Genomic DNA, 26,834 nt, shown 5'->3' on the forward strand with positions numbered 1-26,834 from the left:
TGTTATTTACTCACTCTATTAGAAAGGACGGTTGCAATGGAAACAACATTTACCCATAAATGCCCCAACTGTGGCGGCCCGCTCTTATTTAATCCCAAAGATCAAAAATTTCATTGTGAATATTGTTTAAATATTTACACGGAAGAAGAAGTGACTCGTTATGAGCAACAGCAACATGAGGCGCATTTAGAGAATCCCTCAACAACGACTGCCGAGGAAAATTTGACTTTCACGGCGGAAGAAGAATCCTCCGCTACGCAACAAACAGAGACCACTGAGAATGAAGCAGCTGCAGATGCAGGCACAATGGAAATTTTTAATTGTCCAAGCTGTGGCGCTCAAATTGTCACCGATGCAACAACGGCTGCCACATACTGTTATTATTGCCATAATCCTGTTGTCTTGGCTGGTCGATTAAGTGGCGAATTTTTACCAGAAAACGTCTTACCCTTTACAATTGAAAAAGACGAAGCGATTGAAAAATTTCTCGCTTGGACCAAGAAAAAATGGTTCATTCCCCGAGATTTTTTCAGCAAAAATCAAATCGATAAATTAACTGGGGTTTACTTCCCCTATTGGGTCGTTGATGCAGAAGTCGATGGACAACTCCAAGCTACTGGCACAAGTATTCGCATTTGGCGCGTAGGTGATATTGAATACACCGAAACAAAACGTTTCAATGTGGGACGTTCAGGAAAATTATCGTTTAAAGAATTAGTTAAAAATGCCTTGTCAAAAAACGTCCAACAAAAAATGGTGGAAGGCGTTCAACCATTTTTAATTGATCAAGCAGTGCCTTTCAAAAGCCAATACCTAGCAGGTTTTCAAGCAGAAAAACGCGATATTGAATATGAAGCAATCAAAAAACACGTCCAACAAGAATTACAAGATTATTCGGAATCATTGTTACGGGACTCTGCTTCTGGTTATACTACATTGACAAATGTTCGCACGGATATTTCTCTAGACCAAGAAAATAATCACTATATGCTTTTGCCAATTTGGTTAGTCACCTATCGCAGTCAGGAACAATCAAAAAAAGTTTATTATTATGCCATGAATGGACAAACAGGTAAAGTAAGCGGTGTGCTTCCAATTAGTTACACTCGTTTAGGACTAGCAACGTTAGGCATTTTCGCTGGACTCTTAGCACTCTTTTTATTAGGAGGTTATTTCCTATGAAAAAACGACTTTTACCTATTTTTTTCCTAATACTTCTTACCTTTGGCCTTGCCCTACCCGTTTCGGCGGCTGAAAATTCAATTGATGATGGTGCACAATTACTGACACCTGATCAAATCAACCAACTAAAGCAAGAGATACAACCTTTAGAAGAAAAAACAAAAGCCTCTGTCTTTATTGTGACCACAAATAATAATACCTATGGCGATGAACAAGAATATGCAGATCATTATCTTTTAAATAAAGTTGGCAAGGACCAAAATGCGATTCTTTTTCTCATTGATATGGACTTACGGAAAGTCTACATCTCTACTTCTGGAAACATGATTGATTATATGACGGATGCACGAATTAATGACACCTTAGATAAAGTAATGGATGGGATGAGTCAAGGAAATTATTTCGCGGCTGCTCAAACCTTTGTTCAGGAAACTCAAGCATTTGTTAATAAAGGGGTTCCTGGGGGGCACTATCGTGTGGACAGCGCAACAGGTAAAATCACTCGTTATAAAGTCATTACCCCGCTGGAAATGGTAATTGCTTTTGCTGCTGCTCTGATACTCAGTTTGGTCTTCTTAGGCATTAATATTTCTAAATATCAATTAAAATTTTCAAGTTATCAATATCCCTTTAGGGAAAAAACAACTTTAAACTTAACCTCCCGTACAGATCAGTTAACCAACTCTTTCATCACTACGCGTCGTATTCCTAAAAACAATGGCGGCAGTGGCGGAATGGGCGGTGGTGGCAGCACCACCCACTCAACTGGCGGCGGCACATTCGGTGGCGGCGGTCGAAGTTTTTAGATTTTTCACAGAAATACCAACTCCTATAAAGAGTGATGAAAACCAACCGATTGAACCAAAGCTATCTGATTCACAAAAAAACTCATCTAGCGCTATTGAAGACGTAATGGCTGAGTTAAGAAATTTAAAACTGTTAGTTGATGAAGGAGTTCTAACAGAAGAAGAATTTCAACAAAAGAAACGGCAATTGCTTCAATTAGATTAATAAAAAAATCCTGAAAAGACTCGTCATCTTTTCAGGATTTTTTTCTTCTTGGTATTTTCCCATAATTCTTGATAAGGTATTTCATGGATATCACGGAAATAGGCTACTTCAAACTTTTCAAAATCAGTTGACTGGCAGTTGCCTGTTAAAACACCAATTCCTGCTTTGCCATGACAAGTTCCCATGAAAACATCCACGAGCGAATCCCCCACCATAATTACTTCTGTCGACTTCAATTGACATGACTGACAAAAGGCTTGGAGCATGTCCGCATCTGGTTTCGGTAAGTAACGATCTCCTGTCGCAATAAAATCAAACATTTCTGTTAAACCAAGATATTCCATAATCAACATAGTCGCTGGCAAAGTATCTGAAGTTGCTAATCCAATTTTATAGTTCTTCCGTTTTAGCTCAAGAAATAACTGTTTTAAATCACCAATTGGTTCAATCTTTTTCAGATTTTTTCGTAAATAATCATAAAAAAATTGCTCCAGCCATCGACTGCTGATTCCCTGTTCGACTAATTCCTCAAATTGCGCCAATTCCTGATAAAGTTCCTGATAAAGGACTTCATCAAGTAAATGTTTTTGCAAAAAACGTTGCTCCTGAATAGCTAATATCTTTTTTATTTCTGCTGAATGATGAGGGGCTAACATACTTAGTGTTTCAAAACAAGCTTGCAAACCTGCTTGCCAAAGAGTATCAAAACGAATACACGTACCATCTTTATCAAATAAAATTCCTCGTTTTTCCATGAAAGAACACCTCAAAACGTTTGCTTTGCTTCCTATTTGTTTCTTCAAGTATACTAATCATTTATTTGATTTTGATATTCTTTTTGTATCATTTGTGTAAAAAAATATAAAAAAGCAACGAATTTAGAAAAATTCGTTGCTTTTTTTTAATCAATCACTTTTTTTACTTTGAATTCTTTTGTTTCAGCAGACGGTTCTGTTTGATCAGCTAATTCAAATAAAATATGGGTACCATTTTCTTCATCTTCAACGATAATCAGTTTTCCTGGAATCTTTCGAGTATCTTTCGCAATTTGGGCTTCTTTAATTAATTCTTTTTGATCTCTTTTTGAAGCAAGGGCATTTCCTAAATTAAAAAAGACAGTTTCTTCCATAATTAACCACTCACTTTCTCTACTTTTCTTAAGTCAATTATAGCATATCGCTAGAAAAAGTGGCAGCTTGTGTCCTTTTACTTTCATTTAAGCATCAATAATCAAAGAATAAGCATAAGGACTTTCATAAATTCCTGAAGTATAATAATTGAGCCTCTTTTTAAATAGCGGGCCGTCAATTACCAACGTATGGTACTCCCCGTTTTCTCCGCAAATATCTAATTGATGCTCTTTAAGGTACGTGATAAATGTTTCATTTAACGGTTCTCCTAAAAATTTTATTGGAATACCTGCCTCTTTGCTGACCGTTTTGATAATTGCTGTGTACCCTTTTGCCAAGAATTCTTTGACAAGTGCTTCGCGATTCTCCTGCCAAAGAGGTAATTGTGGCTCAAGCCCAGCACTTAATGCAACTTGGCGATCCCAAGCACCATTTTGTTCAATATCTATATCGCCAAAACAAACCGTTTCTGCACCCAATTTTTTAGTTTCATGCAGTGCCTCAACCACTTTTTCTGTGTAATTTGTTTCGTTGTTATGTGATATAACAAGTGGTAAATCTAACGCTTCGGCTGCTGATTCTAAGACGGAGATTGGTATCCCGTGAAACCAAGAACGATTAATTTCATCACTTAATGTTGTCACTAACGCAACTGGCTGATTTCCTGCTTGTACCAATCGATCCATCGCCAATAAACAATCTTTACCAGAGCTATAACTTAAACAAAATTTTTTCATAAACGTTCCCTCTTTTCTCTATGACTATACCTCAAAATAATACATCCGTATACATATTTATTATTTAAGTATAACTAATACTGAATAGTTATTTGAATCAAAACATGGTATAAAATAGAGGTAAAGCAAGCTTTATTCACTTCTTTATATCTCTTTTCAACGGATGATCAGCTGGCGGAAACCAGCTGATCTTTTTTTCAAAAAACACAGCTATCTTTTGCAGTTTTCTTTTCCTCATGTTATAAAGAGAGGGTAGGAAGCATTTATTCACTTCTTTACAAATCTATCTTAATCTTAGACAGTCGGCGGAAAACGGCTGTCTATTTATCTGGAAAAATTATGAACTCGTCAGCTAGTGGTCAGTTGACGAGTTTTATGTTATAATAATTAGAACACGAAAAATATTTTTAAACGAACCATTCAATTGTTTTGATGATTTTATTCAAAACTGGCGTGTCTAGAGAGACACAAGGATGTATTAGAGGTAGGGAATACATCGCTTAAATGAAAAATACTTGAATACTAGAAATAGTCTGATCCAACTTTAAAATAATAATATTGATTCGTTAGATAGCCTTCTCTTTAAAGAGAAGGCTATTGTCAATTAAAGAGTAAAACCACCGTATTCTTGTCAGTATACGGTGGTTTTACTTCTTCATATATTACATATAATCAACAAATTTGCTTCTGAACTTAACATGTAAATGAGCCCCTACGATAAATATTACTAATGTTGTTAGCCAAAAAACAATAAGCTGGGGCTTATCTTCAAAAAACCATCTTTTATAGAAAAATGTATCTCGAAATCCATTAATAATATATGCGTAAGGATTCAACATAAGAATTTTTGATAACCAAGACGGTAAATTCTTTGTACTCAAATCCCAAAAGACCCCTGACATATACATTAATACTTGGATAATAGAATTCAAGAAAATTTGATAATCCCTAATTAATGCAGCAATCGTTGAATTAATTAGACTAAAACTATATAAAAAGATAATCATCGCTACAATATAGTAAGGTAGCTGAATCCAATAAATAGAAATCTTTTCGCCTGTCGAGATTGAGACAATTGCTGCTAACGTAGTGAATGCAAAATAACTTGGTAACTCAGAAAATATTTTAACCATTGGCAAAATACTTATTGGAAACTTCATTCTAGAGACCATGCCAACTTGCATATAAACAGAACTAGAAGCTTGTTTCGTTACTGTACTTAAAAAAATCCATGTACTTAATCCTATCATCAACCAAGCGATATAGGATACTCCTCCTTTTACGGTTCGAGCACCACCAAGGGCAATCCCAAAAGCAAAATAATAGACACCTAACTGAATTAAAGGACTTAAAATTTGCCATAAATTTCCTAAGATGTGGCTTTGATATAATGCTTTATTACTGTATTTAGCAATTCGTTGTGCAACGCCTAAGTATGAAAACTGTTCAGCTAAAATTAATTTTACCTCGCGCATTATTCAGTCACCTCTTTCAATTTCAACACTTGTCCAGGATAAATAGGTACCTCAATGATTTCTGGGTTCAAAGTTTGAAGTTGTTCTATAGTGAGTCCGTGATTTTCAGCAATCAAACTGACTGAATCTCCAACTTCCACTGTATATGTCGACACAGCTTGTTCACTATTATTATTTTCTGGTACGTTCGTTGAACTAGACTGTACTTCCTCCTGCTGGATAGATTCTTTTGTTGAAGTTGGTTTAGTTTTAGACGTTTTCACAGCGCTTGAATCCTTACCTGCTACTTTCTCAGGAACAAATATACGTTGAATTGTTTCTGCTGGATGAATAAAAGCTGTTGTTAATGAAATACCTTTTACAAAGGTAAGACTTACATAAAAAATCATACAAAGTAGCAAAATTAACAAGCTCTTCGTACCAAGAGTCATTTTATCTCCAATTTTATTTTTAGTAGTAAATTTTATGACTTCTTTAGTCGTCCGGCGACTGCCTACTTGTTGATTGGCTTTTTCAAGAATTGTTTCTTGAAGTTGTTCCAAAGAAAAATTTCTCTGTTTGGCCTTGCCATCTCTCTGATACGATTCTTTTTGCGGTTCAGTGAAATGATTATAACGGTGCAAGAAAGCACGATATTCCTTTAAAATATGCTTAGTTTCACCAAATGCACGTAGGTCACCATAATGCATCCAAGCGACACGATCACAAATTTGCTCTACTTGTTGAATAGAATGAGAGACGAAAAAGATAGTTTTGCCTTGCTCTTTAAATGCAAGCATTTTTTTTAAGCCTTTATTATAGAAGGTTTGATCTCCTACAGATAACGCTTCATCGATTACTAAAATATCTGGATTTTGATGAACCGCAATTGAAAAACCAAGCTTAGCACGCATACCGCTAGAATAAGTTTTAACAGGCTGGTCGATAAAAACGCCTAATTCTGAGAATTCAATAATATCATCGATTTTGGCATCAATTTCTTTATTCTTTTCCCCCAACATTAAACATTTCATTCGAATGTTTTCTCGTCCTGTTAAATTATTATTTAGTCCTGCACCAATCGAAATAATTGAAACTTCACCATTTATTTCAAGTTCTCCTGACGTTTGAGGAGTGATGCCTGAAATAATGTTTGATAAAGTGGATTTGCCTGAACCATTTAAACCAATAATACCAATTGTTTCTCCAGAATATACGTCGAGGCTAACACCTTTTAACGCCCAAAATGTGGGAACTTTGTTTTGAAAAATACTAAAAAGTGTCTTCAATTTGTCAATACGTGTTTGCGCTAAACTGTATTCTTTGGTAAGTAATTTTGTTCTAACTTTCAGTTCTTTTTCCATTTGTTCCTCCGAGTCTAACCGTTCACTAGTTGGCCATTTCACCAAATTCTTTAGCGACTGCTTTCAAAGCTGCTCCGAAAACTTGGTCCATATCATAGTATTGATAATTGGCTAAACGTCCACCAAAAATAACTTTTTCTTGAGCGTTTGCTTTTTCTTTGTATTTTCTAAACAAAAGTGAATTTTTCTCATCATTAACAGGATAATAGGCTTCTTTTGAACGATCCCAATCTTGTGGGTATTCTTTCGTCAAAATCGTTTTGTTTTCATCGGCCTGTTGATCAAAATGTCGCCATTCCATTATCCGTGTATAGGGGGTTTCCGCATCTGTGTAATTAATTACGGCATTGCCTTGTGCATTGTTTGAATCTACTGTTTCATTTTCAAAACGTACTGAACGATATTCTAATTCGCCATAAGAATAATCAAAGAATGCATCAATCATCCCTGTATAAACAATTTTTGGAAACTCTGATAAGTAAGTTTCTTTCTCTGCCAAAAAGTCTTTATTCAATTGAATATCAATTAATTCACTCTCTAACAATTTATCAAACATAGCTGTGTAACCGTCGACAGGTACGCCTTGATAGCGATGGTTAAAGTAATTATTATCAAAAGTAAAACGAGTTGGCAAACGGCGAATAATAAAACTTGGTAATTCCGTAGCCTTACGTCCCCACTGTTTTTCTGTATAGCCTTTAATTAATTTTTCATAGATGTCTGTTCCTATCAAACGAATCGCTTGTTCTTCTAAATTTTTTGGAGCTCCTTTAATTCCAGCTGCCTCCCGCTGTTCTGAAATTTTTGCTTGTGCTTCAGCTGGTGTTTTTACCCCCCACATTTGGTAGAACGTATTCATATTGAATGGTAGGTTGTAGAGCTCCCCTTTGTAATTAGCAACTACTTGATTGATGTAGCCATTGAATTCCGTCAATTGATTGACATAAGACCATACTTCTTTATTGTCAGTATGAAAAATATGGGCACCATAGTCATGGACATTAATCCCATTTTCTTTATGTGTATACATATTGCCACCAATATGAGCACGTTTCTCAATAACTAATACTTTTTTCCCTCGTTTAGCTGCTTCACAAGCAAACGTTGCCCCAAAAGGTCCCGAACCAACAATTAAATAGTCATAATTTTTCGTATTGTATTTCATTTACTAACTTCTCCTAACAAAGTTACTTTCAATTTATTTCAAACACCAAATGCATTATTTATTTCTTCACTAGAGTAGCCAATACTTTTTTTCCAACGCCTTCTTTTGTGTAAGAATATAAGTTGATTTTTTCGTTATCTTTTTCTATTTTATAAACTACAAGTGATTTCAAATTTTTTCCCTTTAAAATCACAATATTATCATTTGTAGTCGAAACATCATAAATACGTTTGCCATCCAATGTCCACACATTATCTTTAACAACTAATGTTTTCCAATCCCAATTAGCTGTTACTTGATACTCTCCATTTACAATCAAAGGTTGTTCTGAGTTAGTACTTTTGGAAATAGTTGTCTCTTGGTTTTCCGAATATTTTTTACCGATGTAATATCCTGACCAAAAACCACAACCGATACCAATTGCTAAAGACACAATTATCGTGATTATTTTCTTCATGTCACACACTCCTCTGTTTATTTAAAAGTTAAACTTGCTTCCCACATATTTGCACCTAAAATTCTCACTTCTGGTTTTAATAAAAATCCAGAAAATTCATAAACTTTTGCAATAATTAAATAAATTAATGCTTCATAGTCTTGAGCAGAGGCTTGTTCAACATTGATAAAGAAACCTGGATGTTTTTCAGATACTTTTACTCCGCCAATTCTAGTACCAACTAAGCCAGCTTGTTGAATTAATCGAGGCGCCCGTCCCCAAGTAAAAGTTGATCCATGATTTGGATGTGTTAGTGGGTGCATCCTTTCTCTAATTTCGACAGTTCCTACCATGTCATTTACCATGTTTTCTAAATTACCTTCTGAAATCTGTAATTTAGTTTCTAGAATAATCCACTCAGGATGATCCATAAATGAACTATAGCGATGACTAAATTGAACATCTTCTTTATTTAAAACTTTAATTTCTCCATTTTCATCTACAATCGTAGCTTCAAGAAACATACTATTAATATCCTTAACTGTCCCAGCATTCATATAAACTGCGCCACCAATGGTTCCTGGAATATTATCTGCCCATTCTAAACCGCATTTCAAGTGTTCTAGTAGATAATAAGATGTTTCAATTAAACTTGCACCTGCCGAAACTGTTAAAACATTCCCCGTAATTTTACGATAATTCAAGGCAGTCATATTTAAAGTAATCCCACGGATACCACCATCACGGACTAAAATATTTGAACCTTTACCGATAACAGTTAAAGGAATCTGATTATTTTTAGCATATTTTACAATTAAAGCAACTTCTTCTATCGTTTTTGGAAAAATTAAAAGGTCTGCTGGACCACCAACAAAATTCGAAGCATATTCTTTTAATTCACGACCTACAAATAACTCTAAATCTGGTAATTCTTCTAAAAGATCCTGTTTCCACGAACGAATTCTCTCATTTTGCACAATTTTCATAATTAATTGTTTTCTTGTTAAAAGATTCTCTGGAATTGCTAATGCTTTTTTTTCTGTGCCTTGTTTCGGTTTAGGCTTAGGTTTTTGTATCGGATGCAAATACATGACATGTTCGATTTTTTCATCTTTCACATATTTACCGACGATTCTAAAAGGACTGAACGTTTCCTTTCCCTTAAACTTTTCACGATTAAATCTTGTAGTGACTTCACGATGATTATTCATAAAAATTAGTTCTTTATCTGTTAGCTTCCAAAAGCTTTCATTAGGGTTAGAATTTTTTATCGTACCATTTGGCGATAAAACAATTGCTGCGGAAATCGGAACAGTTGTTTTAGCTCGATAAAAATCCAAAGGTTTATTGATAATATATCGTCTAAATTCATCATATACTTCGTCTTCATCTGGGCTAAATTTACTTGTCAACGCATCGGTTAACCACTTATCTGAAATCTCTTTTTCCCTGGCAATCTTTCCAGCGGTCTTTTGATAGTCAAGTGCTAAACTAATGTTTTTATTTTCTTCAATTTCTTGTTTTGTATTTTGCTCATAGACACGTCTAGTTTCGCCAAGCTCAAATAGGTTCATCAAGCTGTTAAAGCGATCAATTCCACGTTGTTCATTATAAAAAATTGAAAACGGTTTTTGGAAAATAGTCGCAAAAACAGTGCCATGAAACGAATCAGTAATAATATATTTTGCTTCTCGATAAACAGCTAAGAAATTTTCTGGTGTATCTTCAGAAACATATTCTACTGTATTAGGGAATGTTTTTTTCGCTAGTTCACGTCCTTTTAAAGGATTAGGCAAGACCACTAATTTCAGTCCCAATTTTTCTGCGATCGCTAGTGCTACACGAACTTTTTCCTTGTTAATATCCAAGAAAAAGACAGCCATATAATCTCCTGATTCTTGTCGTTTAAACGTAGCTTGATCAGCTAAAGAATCATATTCACTTCTTTCAACAAGATAGGTTGGATCCAAAGCCTGAATAACTTCTTCTTGAAAAATATCCTTCATAATTTGTACAGAAAAATCTTCTCTCATAGAAACATGATTAAACTGTGTAATATCTTTTTTGCGGTTTGCAACCCATTTGGGATCATATTTACTTGTATCTGCTTTTCCTAATGAAACAGAATAAGCAATTGTTTTATTACGAGGATAAACAAAATCTAAGAAATCATCATCGTCTACCCAACCATTCCACGGATTCCACATCTGATCAGAACCTAAAATAAAGGTATCTAGATTTTCTAAATCATTCAATGTCGGTAACGTTTCTTTTGTTAATTGCTCGGTATAGGGCATATTATTTTTCTTAAAAAAATTATACGCTAAAGGCATCCATGCTCGAAAGTTACTTCTGTTTTTATAACCTAGTGGTCCATCAATCATAACCGTCTCGTACCCTTTATTCTGTACATATTTGTTTAGAGCATAGTATGTTAAGATTGATCCATAATTTTGGTTATACCACCAGCCCATAATTGCTGCTTTTTTCATTTTTCCGCTCCTACTTTCTCTGTTACTTAATCAAATAAATAATTATTTATTAACGCTAATTGTAAATGAATACTTTCCATTATCGTAAGGCCGTGTATACCAATTGTATTTTCAGAATCAATCATTAATTCTAATTTTTTCAAGGTAAAACCATTAGATAAGGGGTAAATTTTCTCATACATTTTTTTATTTGCTTCAGAAGCAATCACCGTAATGTTTTCTAATTCATAGTTTGACTGTTCCATCTTATCTTTTATTCGGTTTGAAAAATCCATTTCTACGAAATCAAACATTAACTGACGATCTATTCTACCATCCGCGCTGTTTACCCAAGGCTCTCGATCAATTACTGGATCTACACTAACTGTTTTGTAATTACCTGTAATACCTAATAATAACGCTCCCGTTCCGCCTCTAGAATTTCCATAGAAGATTATATCTTGATGCTTCAGTCCAAATTCTGTTTTCTTTGCTTCAATTAAATCCAAAATTTCTTGCTCAAATAATGTGTAATAGGATCCTGACACAAAGCCAACATCAGCTATTCTAAGAATGATGGTATTTTTTCGAACAGATTGAGACAGGGTATTCCATTGTCTCAATCCAAAATATCTTTCTTTGGCGCCAGAGTGTCCCACTCCATCCGCAGGAACAAAAAGTACTACCATCTTCTTACTTAGTAATTCATTAAATTCTGGGATTTGGATACTATAATGAATATTTCCAAATTTTTCCAGACCAATAGACAAAGTATCTAGAGCAACAAAATTAAGTTGATCATTTAAAATTCCATCAACTGTATAACCTTGTAATGCTTTTACCTTTATCAATTCTTTCTCTTCAGGATGATTATCTAAAAAATTCCATAAATCGTTCATTTTTAATCTCCTTTAAAATCTTTCTATTTCAACAACCCTTTTGCTTTTTTAAGACTTTTTGATACAGCTTTTTTAATTGTTGTAGGTTCATTTCCTTCAATTTTATTGATAGGTGTTAATTCGTTACTGATGCTTGTCATTGTATCTTGGATATAGCCTTGGTTTTGTCGAACGACACTGAAATGCGTTTCCCCTTCTCGAGAAGTCAAAATTCGAACATTGTAATCAAATGCTGCATATTTTTGAGTATAGCCCGCCCAAATTGTAAAAACATTGTCTACGAAAGTATAATACATATTTTCTTGTAGTAAGGTATAGCCTTTTTCCCACTCGGCTTGTAAAACAATCGATTTTAAAGTAGTACCTTCTTTTTTAATTAATAAAGATACTAATAAACTATCATGAATTATTTTTGTATTGTCACCCATATAAACGAAATCAATCACTCCGCTGGCATTGCTTGTATCGTTATCTGCAATAATAATTGAAAACATTTCAATTGCCGTCCCATTCCCCTGGGTTTTCTCTTGTCCAAAAATTACTTTACCTCCACGCTCTTGAATATGAACATTCGGGATAATGAAGGTTTTTTTCATCCCAAAATCTTTATAAATATTTTGATATATTTCTAAATTGTATTGTAAAATATTTTGGATTCGAGTGATACGTTCTACTTGTTCTGGGTCATTAGAATATTTTTCTTTTTTCACTAAGTCTAGCCCTAATTGTTGGATATATTTCTCTTTTAATTCTTGATAGAAACGTTCTTTAAATGCTTGATCAACACGATTCATATCAAAAATAAACCAGTTTAATGTATTAATAATTTTTAAACGATATGCTTCAATCCGATTTGGAGCATGTTGTTTTAAGTACTCCAACATTTTGTCATGTAAATTGAACTCATCACGATAATTCATTCCGTACGTAGACATCAAACCATCTTGTCTAACAATTCGAGTCAGCAAATATTTGTTTAGCGCAACAATTTTTTCGGTACCTAATAATGCTGTATAAGTGAAATAAGCGTCTTCACCAACAAATTGTTCTAAGTTTACCAAGTTATTTTCTTTGATGTATTCTAATAAAAATAATTTGTCATATAAATAAGGAGTTACTTCATCCAATGAAATTTCTTCACCAGACATACGTCCGCCATTAGTTAGTAATGGATTGTGAACCACGTGCACTTCTCCATTTGGCAATTTTTCTTTCATACCAAATAAAAGAATATCTGTTGCACTATCATATGCACGATAATAAGCGTCTTGTAATAAATTCACTTCAAAATGATCATCTGCATCTAGAAATTGTAAATACCGGCCTCGTGCCATCGAAATGCCCACATTTCTTGCATGTCCAGGATTACTTTTGCCAATAGAAATCCCCATAATTCTCGGATCTTTTACTGCAAATTCGTTAATGATATCCATAGTATTATCCGTAGAACCGTTCTCTACCAAAATGATTTCAATTTCACGTAAAGACTGCCCACAAACAGTTTCTAATGTTTGTCTTAAATATTTGGATGCATTGTGAATCGGCATGACAACACTAACTTTATACAGATTTTTCAAGTAGTCCTCATAATAAGCTACTGGATCATTCGAAATTTGATAAAATTGTTTGATATATTCAAAATCGATATCATTCAGCTGGTCTATTTCTATAGCTTGTTTAAAATCTACTGCCACTTCTTGAATCACTTCATAAACCGACTCGTCACGTAAATGGGTTAATTTTTCAATCGCCCAAAAGTATTTTTCGAACATTTGCTTATAAAAATAACCTTTGTAACGTTCAAATTTATTTTGTTCAATTAAATTTGAACGAATTAGTTTAAATTGTTGAAACAAGAAAGGAACCTTTGTTGCCACATTATTTACTGTCGAATTCGGGTTGTCTTGTCTATAAAAATACAAACAATCTTTAATAAAAATAACATTCTGAGATGCTGAATTGATTTTCCAAAATAGACCAGTGTCCCCATAACTTTTAATTTCCTCATCCCAAGTTACGTTTTCTTTCTCAATCATACTTTTTTTATAAATGGCATTCCATGGATAAACTTGTACAATTAAATCCGTCGTTTTTAAGTCAATCAATTGATTGTATTTATCGGGATATTGCCATAATATATCTCGCTCAACCTCTTCTTCCGAAGAAAATTCAACCCAGTTACAACGGACAACATCTGCATGATGACTTTTAGCCGTATTGTATAAACGCTCATAGGCATGCAACGCTACATAATCGTCACTTTCAAATTCAGCAATATACTCACCTTTTGCTTCTGAAACACCCAAGTTAAAGGCTTTTCCAATTCCCCCATTTTTAACATTGAAAACGCGAAAACGTGGATCGTCTTGTGCAATTTCTTCAATAATTTTTTGACTATTATCAGTAGAGCCATCATTAATAATTAAAAATTCAATTTCTTTTAATGTTTGATCTTTCAAACTCATTAATGCCTCTTCTAAATAGGTTTCTACGTTATAGACGGGTACAATGACTGACACTTTCACATTTTCCATAAAACAAATTTCCCTCACTTATCATTTATAGTTGTATACTCAAAATATCCTGATTTAAACGGACAAAATTTAAGCAAAAAACTTACTAAAATCTTTAACCCCAATTTCTAAATAATTATCAAAAACTATCGTAAATCTACTTTCTTTATTTGAAAATTTTTCTGGCAACTCCACCTGGTAACTAGTTTCACTAATTTTTTTAAACGCCAGCCTCTGTCTTGTTTCAAAAGGATTTTTCAGCTCTTTTATTTCAAATCCTGTAATTTTTTGGTGTGTATACACATTTAAAGAAAGCGTATTGCCTTCACGTTGCGTTGCTTCTGCATAAGCATTCATGCGAACTGCTGGGAATCGTTTCAATAATCTGGGATAATAATAACTTCTCTCTGTTTTTGAAACATAACCAAAGCGATTGACTAACACCCAACGAATGGACTGACATTGAATAAACCAATACAAACCATCAATATCGTTAGTTTGTAAAAATGTCCAAATAATTTGGCGCACATCACTTCTAAAATACGGGCTAGGATCAAAATTTAATTCGCCTAAATACAGATCCATCTGTACTTTAAAGTCTTGTAATCGCTTTTTACTGAATGGATACCCAGTATCCCTCCGAATACAAAAGTCATAAATTAGCCATTCTAAACGGCGGGCTAACATCCGCTCTTTAGACAAATCATCTGGAAACTGTTGATTGATATAACTTAACGCACGCAACCAAGAAAGCATAAATGTCCGATTAATTGATTTGCTTAAACTTTCATTATCTGCATCTCGATTTAAATAAGTCGTTAACCTTTCCCCTTGTGTAATGGTTTTTGAAAATCGCATGGCTTCATAAAAGAACAGCACATCATCAGCCACCCGTTGATTAACAAAGTGTAAATTATTATTGTGTATCAGTGAAGTTCTTAACATGATAGCTTGCGGTCCTAACCAACCATAAAATTCAGCTGGCAATTCTTGGATAGACCGATTTTTAAATGACCCATCCACATAATACGGCTTACTTTTTAACATTAAGTGGCCATCCGTACTCTGTATTAGACCAGAAACAGCAAAATCATCGTGAGAGTCATCTAGTAGGTCTGATAAATATTTCAATGCATTTAAATCATACCAATCATCTGCATCTAAGAAGACACTATACTCACCACGTGCATTTACAATTCCTACGTTTCTTGGGCCGTGAGCACCTCCAGTGTTTTCAAGTAGCTGATAAATTTCAATATTCGGATATCTTTCAAGATATGGCTCTATTACTTTTAACGAATGATCTGTGGAACAATCATCAATAAACATCACTTGCAATTGCTCGATCCCAATGGTTTGTTGAACAAGAGAATCCATCATCTTTTTAAGATATGGTGCATTATTATAATTAGCAATAATGATTGAGACTTTAGGATTTTTTGATATTTTTTCTGAAGAGGACAGCTTAAATTGACTTAACTCCTTTTTCCACGTTTCAGTATCTAACATATATTGATACTCTTCATATTCTTTTTGGACTTCTTTTTGTTTTTCCAACCTACACCCTCCGGCTTTTTATCTCTTTAAAATTTCTGAAATCAGCTGTCTAGTGGCATCCTGATTTTCAAGGCAAAATTCACGAAAAAACTGCACATATAAACGTTGTTCCTGTTCCGTTTTAGAAAACAATACGTTTTTTACAGACGTTACTAGGCTATCCGTATCTGTCACAATTTTCCCAGGCAAAATTGCTGTTGGGTCAAAATAGAATCCCCTTGTACTATTTTGATACTTTTCCTTATCATACATAAAAAATAGCATCGGTTTTTTTGTTAATGCAAAATCAAACATAACCGATGAATAATCTGTAATTAATAAGTCAGCGATTAAATAAAGTTGATTGATATCTGGATAAGAAGAAACATCGATTACACGTGAACCAAATGCACTTATATCAAAACTTTCTGCAATTAAATAATGTAGTCGTGTAAGTATAACAACAGAAGAATCAATTGCTAAAAGTTGTTCAACTGGCAAATGGTTGGTAAAACGATAGGCTCCTTTTCGAATAGACTCATCATCACGCCACGTGGGGGCATAAAGAATAATTTTTTGATTGACTGAAAGGCCTAACTGATTGCGAACAGAAAAAGCTATTTTGTCCTTATTTTCACAAACTAACAAATCATTTCGCGGATATCCTACTTCTAATATTTCCCCTCCATAATGAAAGGCCTGTCGAAATACTCTCGTACTATATGCATTAGGTGAGATGAGATAATCCCAACGCTTTGCTTCTTGAATGACTTCTAGTTTATAGCTCTCTGTTTCATGGTCTGGCATTTTGACTGTTTCAATATCTAAGCCCAGTTTCTTTAGAGGGGTCCCATGCCACGTCTGTATATAGATTGTTGTTTGATTCTTATACATCCAAGCTGGCATCCGCGTGTTAAAAACCCAATACTGAGCTCTTGGCATCAACCATAGCCATCTCCAACTTAATCGTTTGACGAAAGGAACATTCTCTTCCACAAAAGGCATCTCATATCCTTTTTTGACTGCCCAAATACATTGATATTCAGGACAGTTATCTCTTATGTACTCAAAAATTGCACGTGGATTATCACTATACTGTTTTCCATGAAAACTTTCAAAAATAAATAACTTCTTTTTAGGTAGTTTACCTAAAAAGAAAAAACAAGCTTTTATGGCTTGATGTATACTATTCTCTAAAAATTTTTTCATTGAATTAATCCTTTACATTAGATTATCAAAAATATAATCCTAATCTATAACCTTGTATGAAGAACGCGTTCACAAATCTCTAAATTATCTTCTCTTTACTTGTTTAAATTTATGAATAACTCTCACCACGATTGAACAAGCTTATAAAATACATTATTTTGCTTTTCTTCTTTTAAGTATAAATTTATCTATGCTAAACGTCAATGGCTTTATTGAAATAAACATTCCAGTGTTATTCGATTGTTATAATTTAATTTTTAACAATCGAATAACACTGGAATGTTCAGATATTTAACATCCAATCACCTATTTAATTTTTTAGAAACTTTAGCCATCTTTATACAATTACTCTTATAAACTAAATAACTCACAAGGTACCTAAACTAACCCAATAAACAGCAAAAATCCAGAAGAGTCTCTCTTCTGGATTTTTGCTTATTTGACGATACTTTTTTAAATTTTGTTAATCAATTTAAAATAATCCACATAAGTGCATAATTGGGAAAACAAATAATAAACTATCAAAACGATCTAAAATACCACCATGTCCTGGCAAGATGTTACCAGAGTCTTTCACGCCATAATGACGTTTGATAGAAGATTCAACCAAATCACCGAATTGACCTACTATAGAAAATAGAACCGTCAATACAAGCATCACCGGCATCGGATAAGGAAATAGCCCTTTATTAGCTGTGAAAACTAAAAACAACGCTGCTACAACGACGGCTGATAAAATACCACCAAGTGCACCTTCTATTGTCTTGTTGGGTGAAACATCTGGCATCAATTTATGACGACCAAATCGGCGTCCAAATAGATATGCACCAATATCCGTTGCCCAGACAATGAATAAAGCAAATAACAAGACTTCAAAACCTGCGGAACGGGCACTAATAAAGTTCTGGAACCCCATCCCTACATATAAACTGACAATAACTGGAAAGCCAGCTTCTTCAATCGTATATGTATTTTTAGAAATTACCGAAGCACCTAACAACAACATTACAGTGACATAAAATAAAATGAAATTTGTTTGCATTTCCGGCAAAAAGTTTAACCATTTAATTGTTGGGATAACTAAAAAAACGGCCCCTAATGCTGATAAAATACCTTCAAAACTTAATAACGTTAATCCTTTCATACGGAATAACTCGTACACGCCGACTACTGCCAAAGCAACAGCGGCAATCTCAATTGCAAAACCACCATACCAGATAATTGGAATAAAGATGATTAATGCGACGATAGCTGTGATGACACGTTGTCTCACTGCGGATCGCTCCCTTCTGTTTCTGTAGTTTCTTTTAGACCTCCAAAACGACGATTACGATTTTGGAAAGAAGCAATCGCGGTTTCTAAAGTGTCCCCTGAAAAATCAGGCCATAATGCTTTTGTAAAAAACAACTCGCTATAAGCAATTTGCCATAGCAAGAAATTACTAATTCTCTCTTCCCCACTTGTTCGAATCAACAATTCTGGATCACGAAGTTCCGTGGGTAAAAAGCCAGTCATCAAGTGATCTGCGATCGTTTCTTCTGTAATCTCATCTGCCGTATATGTTTTTTCTGAAACCTCTGCAGCAATCTGTTTCATGGCAGTTAGTAGCTCCGCACGCGCCCCATAATTTAAAGCAAAGTTCAAAACCATGCCCGTATTGTCCTTGGTTTGCTCAATGGCCCGCTTAACAGCATCTTGCGTATGGCTTGGTAGAAACTCTTGGTAGCCCATTACATTGACTTTAACATTTTCCTTAATTAATTCAGGCACGAATGTATCAAAAAAATCAACAGGCAATTGCATTAAGAAATTGACTTCATCTGTTGGTCTCTTCCAATTTTCCGTTGAAAATGCATAAAGTGTTAAAACTTTAACACCTAAATGACTAGCATGCTTCGTTATTTTTTTGACCGTATCCATGCCTTCTTTATGTCCAGCAATTCTCGGCAGTCTTCGATTCTGTGCCCACCGGCCATTTCCGTCCATAATAATGGCAATGTGCTGCGGAATTTGGCCTTCTTTATCAAAGGCGTACTGGCTTGCTTCTTCTACATATTTATTTTTTTGCGGAAAAAAACGTAACATCTTTTTCCCTCCATTCCAAAAAATCTATCTTAATTATTATAACAATAACTAATGCAAATGCCTATGCATAGTCCCTGAATTTTCCTGATAATTAAGAAATTCCTTGTAACTTTATCATTTATGGTCCTTTTTTAAAAGAAAAAAACTTAGACTTGGCAGGTAAATCAACATGATGTATCTGCCTAGCCCTAAAATTTTAAATAAACAACGGGACAGGAGCAGCTTCTTCGGAAATAAGCTGAACGTCCTTGAGAGACAAAAAGCATCTTTCAGAACTTTCTTCTTATTTCTTGAAGCTTAACACGCCTGTCCCGACCTCAAGTTTTTATTCTATTGTCTTTTTCTTTTTATTCATTGACTGGAACAATGGCACCGTTCCATTTTTTCGTAATCCAATCTTGGACTTCTTTGCTACGTAACACTTTGACTAATTTTTTTACATTTTCGTTGTTTTCGTCTTCTTTACGAACCGCAATAATATTGGCATAAGGTGAACTTTCTTTTTCTAAAGCAATCGCATCTTTTTTCGGATTTAATCCTTGATCCACGGCAAAGTTTGAGTTAATTAAAACCGCAGCCCCTTCTTCATTGTCATAAAGAGTGGTCATGATTGCTGGATCACTTTCATGATTGAATTTCAACTTTTTAGTATTTTTATCAATATCATCGAAAGTAGCAGTTGTCCGGTCTACCCCTTCTTTCAGCGTGATTAAACCAGCATCTTCTAAAATCGTTAAAACACGTGGCCAATCTGAAACGGAAGAGCTAACGTAAATCGTTGAACCATCAGGAATTTCTTGTAACGATTTGTATTTTTTCGAGTAAAGCCCAACTGGTTCTAAATGAATCGCACCTGCATTCACAAAGTCATAATCATTTTCTTTAACCGCTTCATTAAAGAACGGCACATGTTGGAAATAGTTGGCATCGATATCACCACTTTCCAACGCCTTGTTAGGTAGCACGTAATCTGTATAAGTCGTCACTTCTAGTTTTACGCCTTCTTTTTCTAATAAAGGTTTTACATGTTCTAAAATCTCTGCATGTGGAACCGGTGAAGCCCCAACTTTCAAGACCGAGTCATCACTCTTTTTATTGCCGCAAGCCCCTAAAATTAAGACAGCTACTGCTACAGTAATTACTGACCATAATGTACGTTTTTTCATCTTATTCCCTCCATTTATCGTTTATCTATTTTTTTAGCGACTGTATCCCCAAGCCATTGAATCGCAAAGACAATAATTAAGATACAAATCGTTGCTACTAAGGTAACTGTATTTTGACCACGTTGGAAGCCATCTTGATACGCCAAACTTCCTAAACCACCCGCTCCAATAGCAGCTGCCATTGCAGTGTAGCCCACTAAAGAAATGGTTGTAACGGTTAAGCCAGAAACAAGTGCTGGCAGACTTTCTGGTAATAGAACTTTCCAAATTATTTGGAAACGATTGGCCCCCATTGCTTTGGCTGCTTCAATCACGCCTTTATCGACTTCACGAAAAGCAATTTCGACCATGCGAGCATAAAAAGGTGCTGCGGAAATAATCAATGCTGGTAAGGAGCCTTTGACACCAGACATACTCCCTAAAATAATTTTTGTAAAAGGAATTAACAGAACGATTAAGATAATAAACGGAATCGAACGGAAAATATTTACAAAAATGGCCACTATCCAATACAGTAATCGGCTCAAAATCCCTTTTCTGCCTGACGTTTCAAAAAGTAGTAGTCCTAAAATCAGCCCTAAAATGGCGACCACTATGATTGAAATCCCTGTCATATAGAGTGTTTCAATCGTTTTTTCTTGTAGTTTACTTATATCAATTTGGGAAAAATCAAAGAAACTTGCTAAGCCACGATTATTCATTTCCAATCACCTCTGTTTCTACACGAAGTTTACGTAATCCTTCAATGGCTGCTAGAATATTTTGCTCTTCGCCTAATAATTGAATATAAAGAGAACCCACTGCACCTTGCTTTGTTTGCTGAATGTTCCCTTGAATAATACTGACTTCTACTTGATATTCTTGGACAATATGCGAGATAATTGGCAATTTTGCTTGTTCGCCGTGGAAAAGTAGGCGAACAATTTTTCCATTCGGATATTGTTCCAACATTTCTTCAACAACCAGTTCCGTTTCTTCAATGTTTTTATCCGCTTCTTGTTGGATAAAGCGTTTCGCAATTTCTGTTTGAGGCTTTTTGAAAATATCGATTACTTTACCTTCTTCAACAATTTCACCATATTCCATCACGGCTACGCGATTACAAATTTTACGAATCACGTGCATTTCATGGGTAATTAATACAACCGTTAAATTTAATTCTTGGTTGATTTTTAGTAGTAATTCTAGCACTTCATCGGTTGTCTGCGGATCCAAAGCACTCGTTGCTTCATCACAAAGCAAAATGTCAGGATTGTTAGCTAAGGCACGGGCAATCCCCACTCGTTGCTTTTGCCCACCAGAGAGTTGACTTGGGTAGGCGGTTTCCCGTCCTTCTAAACCAACCAACTTGATTAACTCTTCTGCGCGGCTTTTCCGATTTTGTTTTGGAACACCAGCAATTTCCAATGGGAGCATGATATTTTCTAGGACCGTCCGTGACCATAATAAATTAAAATGTTGAAAGATCATCCCAATTTTTTTACGGAAGTTTCGTAGTTCTTTATTTGGCAACAATGCAATATCTTGTCCTTGAATTTCTACTTCACCTTCTGTAGGTGTTTCAAGTCCATTCAATAGGCGAACCAACGTACTTTTTCCTGCACCTGAATAGCCAATAATGCCATAAATATCACCTGATTCAACCGTTAAATCAATATCTTTTAAAGCCGTGACTTTACCCGCTTTACCGGAAAACTCTTTTTTTACATGACGTAATTCAATTAATGCCATTTTGTTCTCCTCTTCTTTCTGTTCTACTTTCTTATTTTGAAGGTTTCGCACTTTTTATGAAACGAATTTGCTTAATAAAAACAAAAAAACTTCCATCCTTTTGCTATTACAGCAAAAAGGACGAAAGTTTGTCATTTCGTGATACCACCTTAATTCGCTATTATTTCTCAATAATAACCTCATACGGTACTTGATTCTTCGCATACCGTTGGCTGTAACGGGCGCCCCGTAGTAAGTTCACTGCTTCGCTCACTTACTCTGCTCAAAGACCATCTTCCATCTTAAATCTGTTACCCATTCTCAGCAAACAGGGCTCTCTTCAAACGTCCTTAACATGTACTCTTCTTTTCAAAGCTTTCTTTTGATTAGATTGAGAAAATTATAGCAATAAACATTGACCTTGTCAACGTAAGACTAAAGATTTTCAAATTCTGTTGGTTCAACATCTGCTAAAACAGCAATCCAGGCATTTTCTTCATCTAATGCACTTGGCTCTTGATCAGCCGCTTCATTAATCGCAACTACCTTACCAGATAATGGACTACTGAATTCACTGACTGCTTTTTCTGCTTCTAATTCAATTAAAGAATCACCCTTAGCTAATGTTTGTCCGACTTTTGGAAATGTTGCAAAAGTAATCTTCCCTAACTCCTCTTGGGCTTCGGCAGTTAAACCAATTTTATAACCTGCTTCTGTTGGTAAGATCCATAATTGATCGATTTGTTTCATTTCACTCATTTTCCAAGCACTCCTTCGTAATCTGCTTCTTTAAAACCATTCGTTAGAAATGTATTGTCTTTTAAGAGAATTGGACGCTTAATCAACATGCCATCCGCAGCTAAACGCTGACTTGCTTCTTCAATAGAAAAACTGTCAACCAGATCTTTTAAACCTTGTTCTCTATATAAAACCCCACTTGTGTTAAAAAAACGACGAACAGGCAAGCCGGTTTCTTTCATCCATTTTGCTAGTTGTTCACTACTAGGCGGTGTTGTTTTAATATCAATTGCTTGGTATTTAACGCCTTGTTGGTCTAACCACGCTTTCGCTTTTTTACAAGTTGAGCATTTAGGATATTCATAAAGTGTGTACATTTCTACCCCTTCTTTCTTCTTTCTTTAACGGCCACTTCTGGTACGAACCGTTTCTTGTTGGTAACGCATGGACATAATTAAGCCCACCCCAATCATGTTACCTAAAATGGAAGAACCACCTTGACTAATAAACGGTAATGGAATCCCAGTTAATGGTAGTAAACCAATATTTGCTCCAATGTTTTCAAAAACATGGAACAAAATCATCATGATAATTCCTGTGGCAATGTAGGCATAGAATTCATTATTTGTATCAAAACAAACGCGAATCATGCGGTAGATTAAAATAAAATACAACAAAATAATGAAACAGCCACCAATAAAGCCAAAGTTTTCACCAACAACTGTAAAAATCATATCTGACTCACGAACAGGGACATACACATCACTCACGTTAAAGCCTTTTCCGAAAAGGCCCCCAGAACCAATTGCTGTTAATGCTAGCGCTGGTTGGAATGAGCGATCTGGATCTGTATGGAAAGGATTTAGCCATAAATCAATCCGATCAAATTGATAAGCTTTAATGCCAATTTTAGACAATAAGTCTCTTCCTGTTTCTGTTGTTACCAAGTAGATGGTTCCAGCTCCGACTAGAGCAGCTATGATAAAGGCGGGCACAATAATTTTCCAAGTAATGCCAGACATTAAGAAAACTCCCCCAAAAATGGCTAAGAAAACTAACATCGTCCCGAAGTCTTTTTGTAAAAGTACTAAAACAATTACCGGAATCGCCACTAATAGCATTTTAGCGATTAGCCAAAAGTCGCTTTTGAGTGTTCGGTCCACATATTTAACATTATGCATGGTCACTATATAGGCCAACATCAAAATAAACGCAATCTTCATCAATTCCGATGGTTGGAATGTGGTGCCACCAAAGCGAATCCAGTTTTTAGAACCTGTTTGCTCTGCTAGCACGGGATCATAGAATTTCAGTAGTAATCCCATTAATACTAATCCAAGTGCATAAAAAACGGGCGTTAACCGCCAGAGTAATTTTGAGCTAAAATGCATAATAATGACAATACTTAATCCTCCGACTAAATACCACAGTCCTTGTTTCATTAACAAGCTACCAATTTTAGGTTTGCTTGGATCATTGTAAAGCGCTACGTAAAGCGATAGCATACCAATTAGTGATAAAAGAAACACTGGTAATATCACGCCGTAATCAATTCGACTATCTAAATTTGTTTTCTCTTTTCTATTCATTCGTCATCCCTTTTCCTTTGTTCATACGTTTTTTATTATATCTTTCTCACAGAAGAAAAGAAAGGAATTCTACTATATTTGAGAAAAACTTTAGAGAATTGGTCCTTCACTAGCAATTTTTTCTTTTTCTTCAATCCTATTTTGCTTTTATTTAAAATTTTTTACATCAGTGATAATGAGAAAGTTTACTATAAACAGTCAGTAACAAAAAACAGTCGCAACTAAAACACGTTGCGACTGTTTTTATTCGCTTTTTCTTTGTTTCGTTTGTTGTAGCTCTTTATTAATTCGGACAATTTCGTTGCCAAAATTTTGCCAGTCACTGGCTCGCGGGGGCGCTAGCCAAATTAAACATTTTACTGAAAATAACGTTTTTGGTAAATAATCCGAAACTACTAAATCCGTATCTGGTCGAATCGCTGAATGAAAGTGAATGCTGAAAGATTCGAATATTTTGATTTGTTCTTTGATAAACTGAGTATATTTTTCTCCTTGCGTAAAATTCACATAAAGATTGATCGTGCTTTTTTCATTCCTTTGGTCATAAAGACGGGATAACACTAATAGCAAATCAAAAAATAAAGAAAGCTTACTAAACTCAAACGCCGAGCAATCCAACGCAAATAAAAACTGACGACAGCTATTAAAAACAATTGGGTAGCGTTCCTGAAAAAATTCTAAATCCATAATTCGTAAGGTGATATCGATGAACGGCGTAATAAAACGATGTTGATAAATAATCGGAACAATTTCTTGATAAAATTCTTCGTCCGAAATTGTAAACGGCATATAAGAAAAGAATAATGTTTTCGTAGCCGTAATTGCCTCATTGTGAGAACTCAGCAAATGTTCCGAAATAAGTTCACTTTGATAGACCGATAAATTGCCGATAATTCCTTGAATTTCTGCGTTTTTCTCTGCATGAGTCGCCTTCATCACTTCGTTGATCCAACTTTGAATTTCTTGATAAATCGAACTTTCTTCATCAAAAGCGAATGGATTTTCTTCTTGGGATAAAAAATAATTAGCTTTTCTCTGCGTTCGTTCTAACGCCACCAATACATAATGTTTAAATAAATGAAAATTAGTGATATTTTCATAAGAGCCTTTCAATTGAGCCAATAATTGGTTAACTGCGCGAAGATCTGTTTGATTATATAATTCTTCAGAATCTTTGTAAATTCGGTAATAAAGCATAGTAAAATATTGTCTAATCGCCATTTCATTGCCGCTAAGTTGTAAATTTTTGGATAACTTGATACCGTATTGACCTAATTCTTTCCGGATATGGTCAACAATTTTGTACACAACCGTTCGACTCATCCCGTGCTTTTCACCGTATTTTTTGATTGAGGTAAACTGATGAAAGAAAATCGTTTTTAATAGATTAAATTCTAACGAGTCTTTTAAATAATATTCTTCAATAATACTTGAAGAAATACGAAGGCTTTGAGATAACAAAATTTCATTATTTTTTTCACTGATTTCCATCTCATTAATCAGACCAAAGCGTTGCAAATCTGCATTGATTTCTGTTATGTTCCGTTCTAGCAAATAAGGAGAAATAGCTAATTGCTTACATAAACGATCTTTTCGTTCAGAAAATGAATATTGTTGCTCTAACTTTCTAATAATCGCTAATTTTAAATTTTCCCGATCATCTAATAACAAGAATTCCATTTAAACTCTCCTTGTTCCATACAAAAGTGAGCCTGACAGGAAGCTTAAAGTGGTGCCAAATTGAGAGGACCCACTTGCCGCTCCTCCAGTAATTTCCACTGGGGCTATCGTATCTATTTTTTTCAACAACTCATCATTTAACAGCACCTTTTTATTTACTCGTTCCTGTTCAATTTTATTTTTCTTTTTCTCCTGTTTTGTTTGTTGCTCCTTGTCCTGTCTCGAGGCAATAATTGGTCTTTCTGGGCCAATCATTGCTTGACTATAAGGAAGCTCTGCAAGCATATTCCCCTCTGCAGCAAAATTAGTAGGGTTGACATACACCTTCGCAATAGAAAGGTATGACTCGTAACGGAAGGTTACAAAATAAAGGCCTACTTTTTGAGTATTTACATTATTTTCTATAATTACATTTTCTAAATTTAAAGGGCGACCCTCTTTATCTTTTAGAAAAACGACATTGTCTAAGGGTGACCATGCTTGATTAACTCCTAAAAACGTGTCTTTTAATTTAAGTTCCGTTTGATTTTCTTTGACCGTAATGGTTGCTGTTTCAATTTTGCCATCCACTTCATAAGTCACGGTATATTTGCCTGGTGTTGTCGCTTCGTTTGCATAGCTATTCACTGAAGCAATCAACATTCCTGAAGAAAGAAATAAGGCTGTGCCGATACTACCATAATAAATAGTTCGCTGGTTCATCTCGTTTATTATTCCTCCAAACTATTTCATAAAAATAACTATCTTAACAGAAAAACC

25 protein-coding genes and 1 other annotated feature are annotated in these 26,834 nt (G+C 34.8%); of the genes, 3 read left to right on the forward strand and 22 right to left on the reverse strand.

Features of this window, described 5'->3' with window-relative positions; all coding sequences use genetic code 11:
- Positions 1-36 precede the first annotated feature (36 nt).
- From IGK03_RS10005 to IGK03_RS10015, 3 genes are read left to right on the forward strand one after another with little or no spacing between them, the layout of a single operon-like run.
- The gene (locus tag IGK03_RS10005) at positions 37-1,182 is read left to right on the forward strand and encodes a hypothetical protein (protein ID WP_010776016.1); all 1,146 of its coding nucleotides are present in this window, start codon (positions 37-39) and stop codon (positions 1,180-1,182) included.
- Entirely contained in the window at positions 1,179-1,988 is an 810-nt protein-coding gene (locus IGK03_RS10010) for a TPM domain-containing protein (RefSeq protein ID WP_002362631.1), read from the forward strand. Before IGK03_RS10005 ends, IGK03_RS10010 begins: the two co-directional genes overlap by 4 nt.
- Positions 1,966-2,193 carry an SHOCT domain-containing protein gene (locus IGK03_RS10015; protein ID WP_016616760.1) on the forward strand — a complete coding sequence of 76 codons (228 nt, stop codon included), beginning with the start codon at positions 1,966-1,968 and terminating at the stop codon, positions 2,191-2,193. Before IGK03_RS10010 ends, IGK03_RS10015 begins: the two co-directional genes overlap by 23 nt.
- A 23-nt stretch (positions 2,194-2,216) precedes the next feature.
- On the opposite strand, the gene IGK03_RS10020 is transcribed toward IGK03_RS10015, so the two are convergent.
- The 22 genes from IGK03_RS10020 to IGK03_RS10125 form a co-directional block, all read right to left on the reverse strand.
- Entirely contained in the window at positions 2,217-2,948 is a 732-nt protein-coding gene (locus tag IGK03_RS10020) for an HAD family hydrolase (protein ID WP_016616761.1), read from the reverse strand.
- 146 nt (positions 2,949-3,094) lie between these two features.
- The gene (locus IGK03_RS10025; protein ID WP_002362220.1) at positions 3,095-3,322 is read right to left on the reverse strand and encodes a hypothetical protein; all 228 of its coding nucleotides are present in this window, start codon (positions 3,320-3,322) and stop codon (positions 3,095-3,097) included.
- An 87-nt stretch (positions 3,323-3,409) separates the two neighbouring features.
- Complete coding sequence (locus IGK03_RS10030; protein WP_010823866.1) at positions 3,410-4,060, reverse strand: hypothetical protein; 651 nt, start codon at positions 4,058-4,060, stop codon at positions 3,410-3,412.
- Between the two features lie 662 nt (positions 4,061-4,722).
- Complete coding sequence (locus IGK03_RS10035; protein WP_010713192.1) at positions 4,723-5,535, reverse strand: ABC transporter permease; 813 nt, start codon at positions 5,533-5,535, stop codon at positions 4,723-4,725.
- The gene (locus tag IGK03_RS10040) at positions 5,535-6,920 is read right to left on the reverse strand and encodes an ATP-binding cassette domain-containing protein (protein ID WP_025192006.1); all 1,386 of its coding nucleotides are present in this window, start codon (positions 6,918-6,920) and stop codon (positions 5,535-5,537) included. The genes IGK03_RS10035 and IGK03_RS10040 overlap by 1 nt, the downstream gene beginning before the upstream one ends.
- Entirely contained in the window at positions 6,904-8,043 is a 1,140-nt protein-coding gene (glf, locus tag IGK03_RS10045) for a UDP-galactopyranose mutase (protein ID WP_002359687.1), read from the reverse strand. The genes IGK03_RS10040 and glf overlap by 17 nt, the downstream gene beginning before the upstream one ends.
- A gap of 58 nt (positions 8,044-8,101) precedes the next feature.
- A complete protein-coding gene (gene cpsH, locus IGK03_RS10050) occupies positions 8,102-8,500 on the reverse strand; it encodes a lipoprotein CpsH (RefSeq protein WP_010776017.1) in 399 nt (132 codons plus the stop codon).
- Between the two features lie 17 nt (positions 8,501-8,517).
- Positions 8,518-10,971 carry a UDP-N-acetylmuramate dehydrogenase gene (murB, locus tag IGK03_RS10055; RefSeq protein ID WP_002378569.1) on the reverse strand — a complete coding sequence of 818 codons (2,454 nt, stop codon included), beginning with the start codon at positions 10,969-10,971 and terminating at the stop codon, positions 8,518-8,520.
- A 26-nt stretch (positions 10,972-10,997) separates the two neighbouring features.
- Positions 10,998-11,849: a casular polysaccharide biosynthesis protein CpsF gene (gene cpsF, locus IGK03_RS10060; RefSeq protein ID WP_010713189.1), complete on the reverse strand. Its 852-nt coding sequence runs from the start codon at positions 11,847-11,849 to the stop codon at positions 10,998-11,000.
- Positions 11,850-11,872: 23 nt separating this feature from the next.
- A complete protein-coding gene (locus IGK03_RS10065) occupies positions 11,873-14,383 on the reverse strand; it encodes a glycosyltransferase family 2 protein (protein WP_010713188.1) in 2,511 nt (836 codons plus the stop codon).
- 69 nt (positions 14,384-14,452) lie between these two features.
- Positions 14,453-15,919: a glycosyltransferase family A protein gene (locus tag IGK03_RS10070; protein ID WP_033625093.1), complete on the reverse strand. Its 1,467-nt coding sequence runs from the start codon at positions 15,917-15,919 to the stop codon at positions 14,453-14,455.
- An 18-nt stretch (positions 15,920-15,937) separates the two neighbouring features.
- Positions 15,938-17,107 (reverse strand): CDP-glycerol glycerophosphotransferase family protein, encoded by a 1,170-nt coding sequence (locus IGK03_RS10075; protein WP_033625094.1) that lies wholly within the window; start codon positions 17,105-17,107, stop codon positions 15,938-15,940.
- Between the two features lie 472 nt (positions 17,108-17,579).
- Entirely contained in the window at positions 17,580-18,380 is an 801-nt protein-coding gene (locus IGK03_RS10080) for a phosphatidate cytidylyltransferase (protein WP_002397120.1), read from the reverse strand.
- The gene (locus IGK03_RS10085) at positions 18,377-19,192 is read right to left on the reverse strand and encodes an isoprenyl transferase (protein WP_002356646.1); all 816 of its coding nucleotides are present in this window, start codon (positions 19,190-19,192) and stop codon (positions 18,377-18,379) included. The genes IGK03_RS10080 and IGK03_RS10085 overlap by 4 nt, the downstream gene beginning before the upstream one ends.
- A gap of 347 nt (positions 19,193-19,539) precedes the next feature.
- On the reverse strand, positions 19,540-20,358 hold the full coding sequence (locus tag IGK03_RS10090; protein ID WP_016616121.1) for a MetQ/NlpA family ABC transporter substrate-binding protein: 819 nt from the start codon (positions 20,356-20,358) through the stop codon (positions 19,540-19,542).
- Positions 20,359-20,372: 14 nt separating this feature from the next.
- The gene (locus IGK03_RS10095) at positions 20,373-21,059 is read right to left on the reverse strand and encodes a methionine ABC transporter permease (protein ID WP_430602283.1); all 687 of its coding nucleotides are present in this window, start codon (positions 21,057-21,059) and stop codon (positions 20,373-20,375) included.
- The gene (locus tag IGK03_RS10100; protein ID WP_002356639.1) at positions 21,052-22,089 is read right to left on the reverse strand and encodes a methionine ABC transporter ATP-binding protein; all 1,038 of its coding nucleotides are present in this window, start codon (positions 22,087-22,089) and stop codon (positions 21,052-21,054) included. Before IGK03_RS10100 ends, IGK03_RS10095 begins: the two co-directional genes overlap by 8 nt.
- 113 nt (positions 22,090-22,202) lie before the next feature.
- Positions 22,203-22,450 (reverse strand) — a binding site (T-box leader).
- A gap of 53 nt (positions 22,451-22,503) precedes the next feature.
- On the reverse strand, positions 22,504-22,818 hold the full coding sequence (locus tag IGK03_RS10105; RefSeq protein ID WP_080270567.1) for a glycine cleavage system protein H: 315 nt from the start codon (positions 22,816-22,818) through the stop codon (positions 22,504-22,506).
- Positions 22,819-22,823: 5 nt separating this feature from the next.
- On the reverse strand, positions 22,824-23,183 hold the full coding sequence (locus IGK03_RS10110; protein ID WP_002376650.1) for an arsenate reductase family protein: 360 nt from the start codon (positions 23,181-23,183) through the stop codon (positions 22,824-22,826).
- Between the two features lie 24 nt (positions 23,184-23,207).
- The gene (locus IGK03_RS10115) at positions 23,208-24,395 is read right to left on the reverse strand and encodes an FtsW/RodA/SpoVE family cell cycle protein (protein WP_002367107.1); all 1,188 of its coding nucleotides are present in this window, start codon (positions 24,393-24,395) and stop codon (positions 23,208-23,210) included.
- Positions 24,396-24,638: 243 nt separating this feature from the next.
- Positions 24,639-26,075, reverse strand: coding sequence for a helix-turn-helix domain-containing protein (locus IGK03_RS10120; protein ID WP_002356635.1), 1,437 nt, complete (start codon positions 26,073-26,075; stop codon positions 24,639-24,641).
- A complete protein-coding gene (locus tag IGK03_RS10125; protein WP_002356634.1) occupies positions 26,076-26,777 on the reverse strand; it encodes a bacterial Ig-like domain-containing protein in 702 nt (233 codons plus the stop codon).
- Positions 26,778-26,834 lie beyond the last annotated feature (57 nt).

Origin of the sequence: Enterococcus sp. DIV2453a (assembly GCF_050533535.1) — a bacterium.
Classification (GTDB): domain Bacteria; phylum Bacillota; class Bacilli; order Lactobacillales; family Enterococcaceae; genus Enterococcus; species Enterococcus faecalis.

What these genes read in the sequence shown, in the direction of transcription:
- IGK03_RS10065 (WP_010713188.1), bottom strand. Translation starts at nt 14,383, where the DNA reads ATGGAAAATGTGAAAGTGTCAGTCATTGTACCCGTCTATAACGTAGAA.
- IGK03_RS10110 (WP_002376650.1), bottom strand. Translation starts at nt 23,183, where the DNA reads ATGTACACACTTTATGAATATCCTAAATGCTCAACTTGTAAAAAAGCG.
- IGK03_RS10075 (WP_033625094.1), bottom strand. Translation starts at nt 17,107, where the DNA reads ATGAAAAAATTTTTAGAGAATAGTATACATCAAGCCATAAAAGCTTGT.
- IGK03_RS10020 (WP_016616761.1), bottom strand. Translation starts at nt 2,948, where the DNA reads ATGGAAAAACGAGGAATTTTATTTGATAAAGATGGTACGTGTATTCGT.
- murB (WP_002378569.1), bottom strand. Translation starts at nt 10,971, where the DNA reads ATGAAAAAAGCAGCAATTATGGGCTGGTGGTATAACCAAAATTATGGA.
- IGK03_RS10120 (WP_002356635.1), bottom strand. Translation starts at nt 26,075, where the DNA reads ATGGAATTCTTGTTATTAGATGATCGGGAAAATTTAAAATTAGCGATT.
- IGK03_RS10115 (WP_002367107.1), bottom strand. Translation starts at nt 24,395, where the DNA reads ATGAATAGAAAAGAGAAAACAAATTTAGATAGTCGAATTGATTACGGC.
- IGK03_RS10105 (WP_080270567.1), bottom strand. Translation starts at nt 22,818, where the DNA reads ATGAAACAAATCGATCAATTATGGATCTTACCAACAGAAGCAGGTTAT.
- IGK03_RS10005 (WP_010776016.1), top strand. Translation starts at nt 37, where the DNA reads ATGGAAACAACATTTACCCATAAATGCCCCAACTGTGGCGGCCCGCTC.
- IGK03_RS10010 (WP_002362631.1), top strand. Translation starts at nt 1,179, where the DNA reads ATGAAAAAACGACTTTTACCTATTTTTTTCCTAATACTTCTTACCTTT.
- IGK03_RS10035 (WP_010713192.1), bottom strand. Translation starts at nt 5,535, where the DNA reads ATGCGCGAGGTAAAATTAATTTTAGCTGAACAGTTTTCATACTTAGGC.
- IGK03_RS10095 (WP_430602283.1), bottom strand. Translation starts at nt 21,059, where the DNA reads ATGAATAATCGTGGCTTAGCAAGTTTCTTTGATTTTTCCCAAATTGAT.
- IGK03_RS10025 (WP_002362220.1), bottom strand. Translation starts at nt 3,322, where the DNA reads ATGGAAGAAACTGTCTTTTTTAATTTAGGAAATGCCCTTGCTTCAAAA.
- IGK03_RS10125 (WP_002356634.1), bottom strand. Translation starts at nt 26,777, where the DNA reads ATGAACCAGCGAACTATTTATTATGGTAGTATCGGCACAGCCTTATTT.
- IGK03_RS10100 (WP_002356639.1), bottom strand. Translation starts at nt 22,089, where the DNA reads ATGGCATTAATTGAATTACGTCATGTAAAAAAAGAGTTTTCCGGTAAA.
- cpsH (WP_010776017.1), bottom strand. Translation starts at nt 8,500, where the DNA reads ATGAAGAAAATAATCACGATAATTGTGTCTTTAGCAATTGGTATCGGT.
- glf (WP_002359687.1), bottom strand. Translation starts at nt 8,043, where the DNA reads ATGAAATACAATACGAAAAATTATGACTATTTAATTGTTGGTTCGGGA.
- IGK03_RS10030 (WP_010823866.1), bottom strand. Translation starts at nt 4,060, where the DNA reads ATGAAAAAATTTTGTTTAAGTTATAGCTCTGGTAAAGATTGTTTATTG.
- IGK03_RS10085 (WP_002356646.1), bottom strand. Translation starts at nt 19,192, where the DNA reads ATGTTACGTTTTTTTCCGCAAAAAAATAAATATGTAGAAGAAGCAAGC.
- IGK03_RS10090 (WP_016616121.1), bottom strand. Translation starts at nt 20,358, where the DNA reads ATGAAAAAACGTACATTATGGTCAGTAATTACTGTAGCAGTAGCTGTC.
- cpsF (WP_010713189.1), bottom strand. Translation starts at nt 11,849, where the DNA reads ATGAACGATTTATGGAATTTTTTAGATAATCATCCTGAAGAGAAAGAA.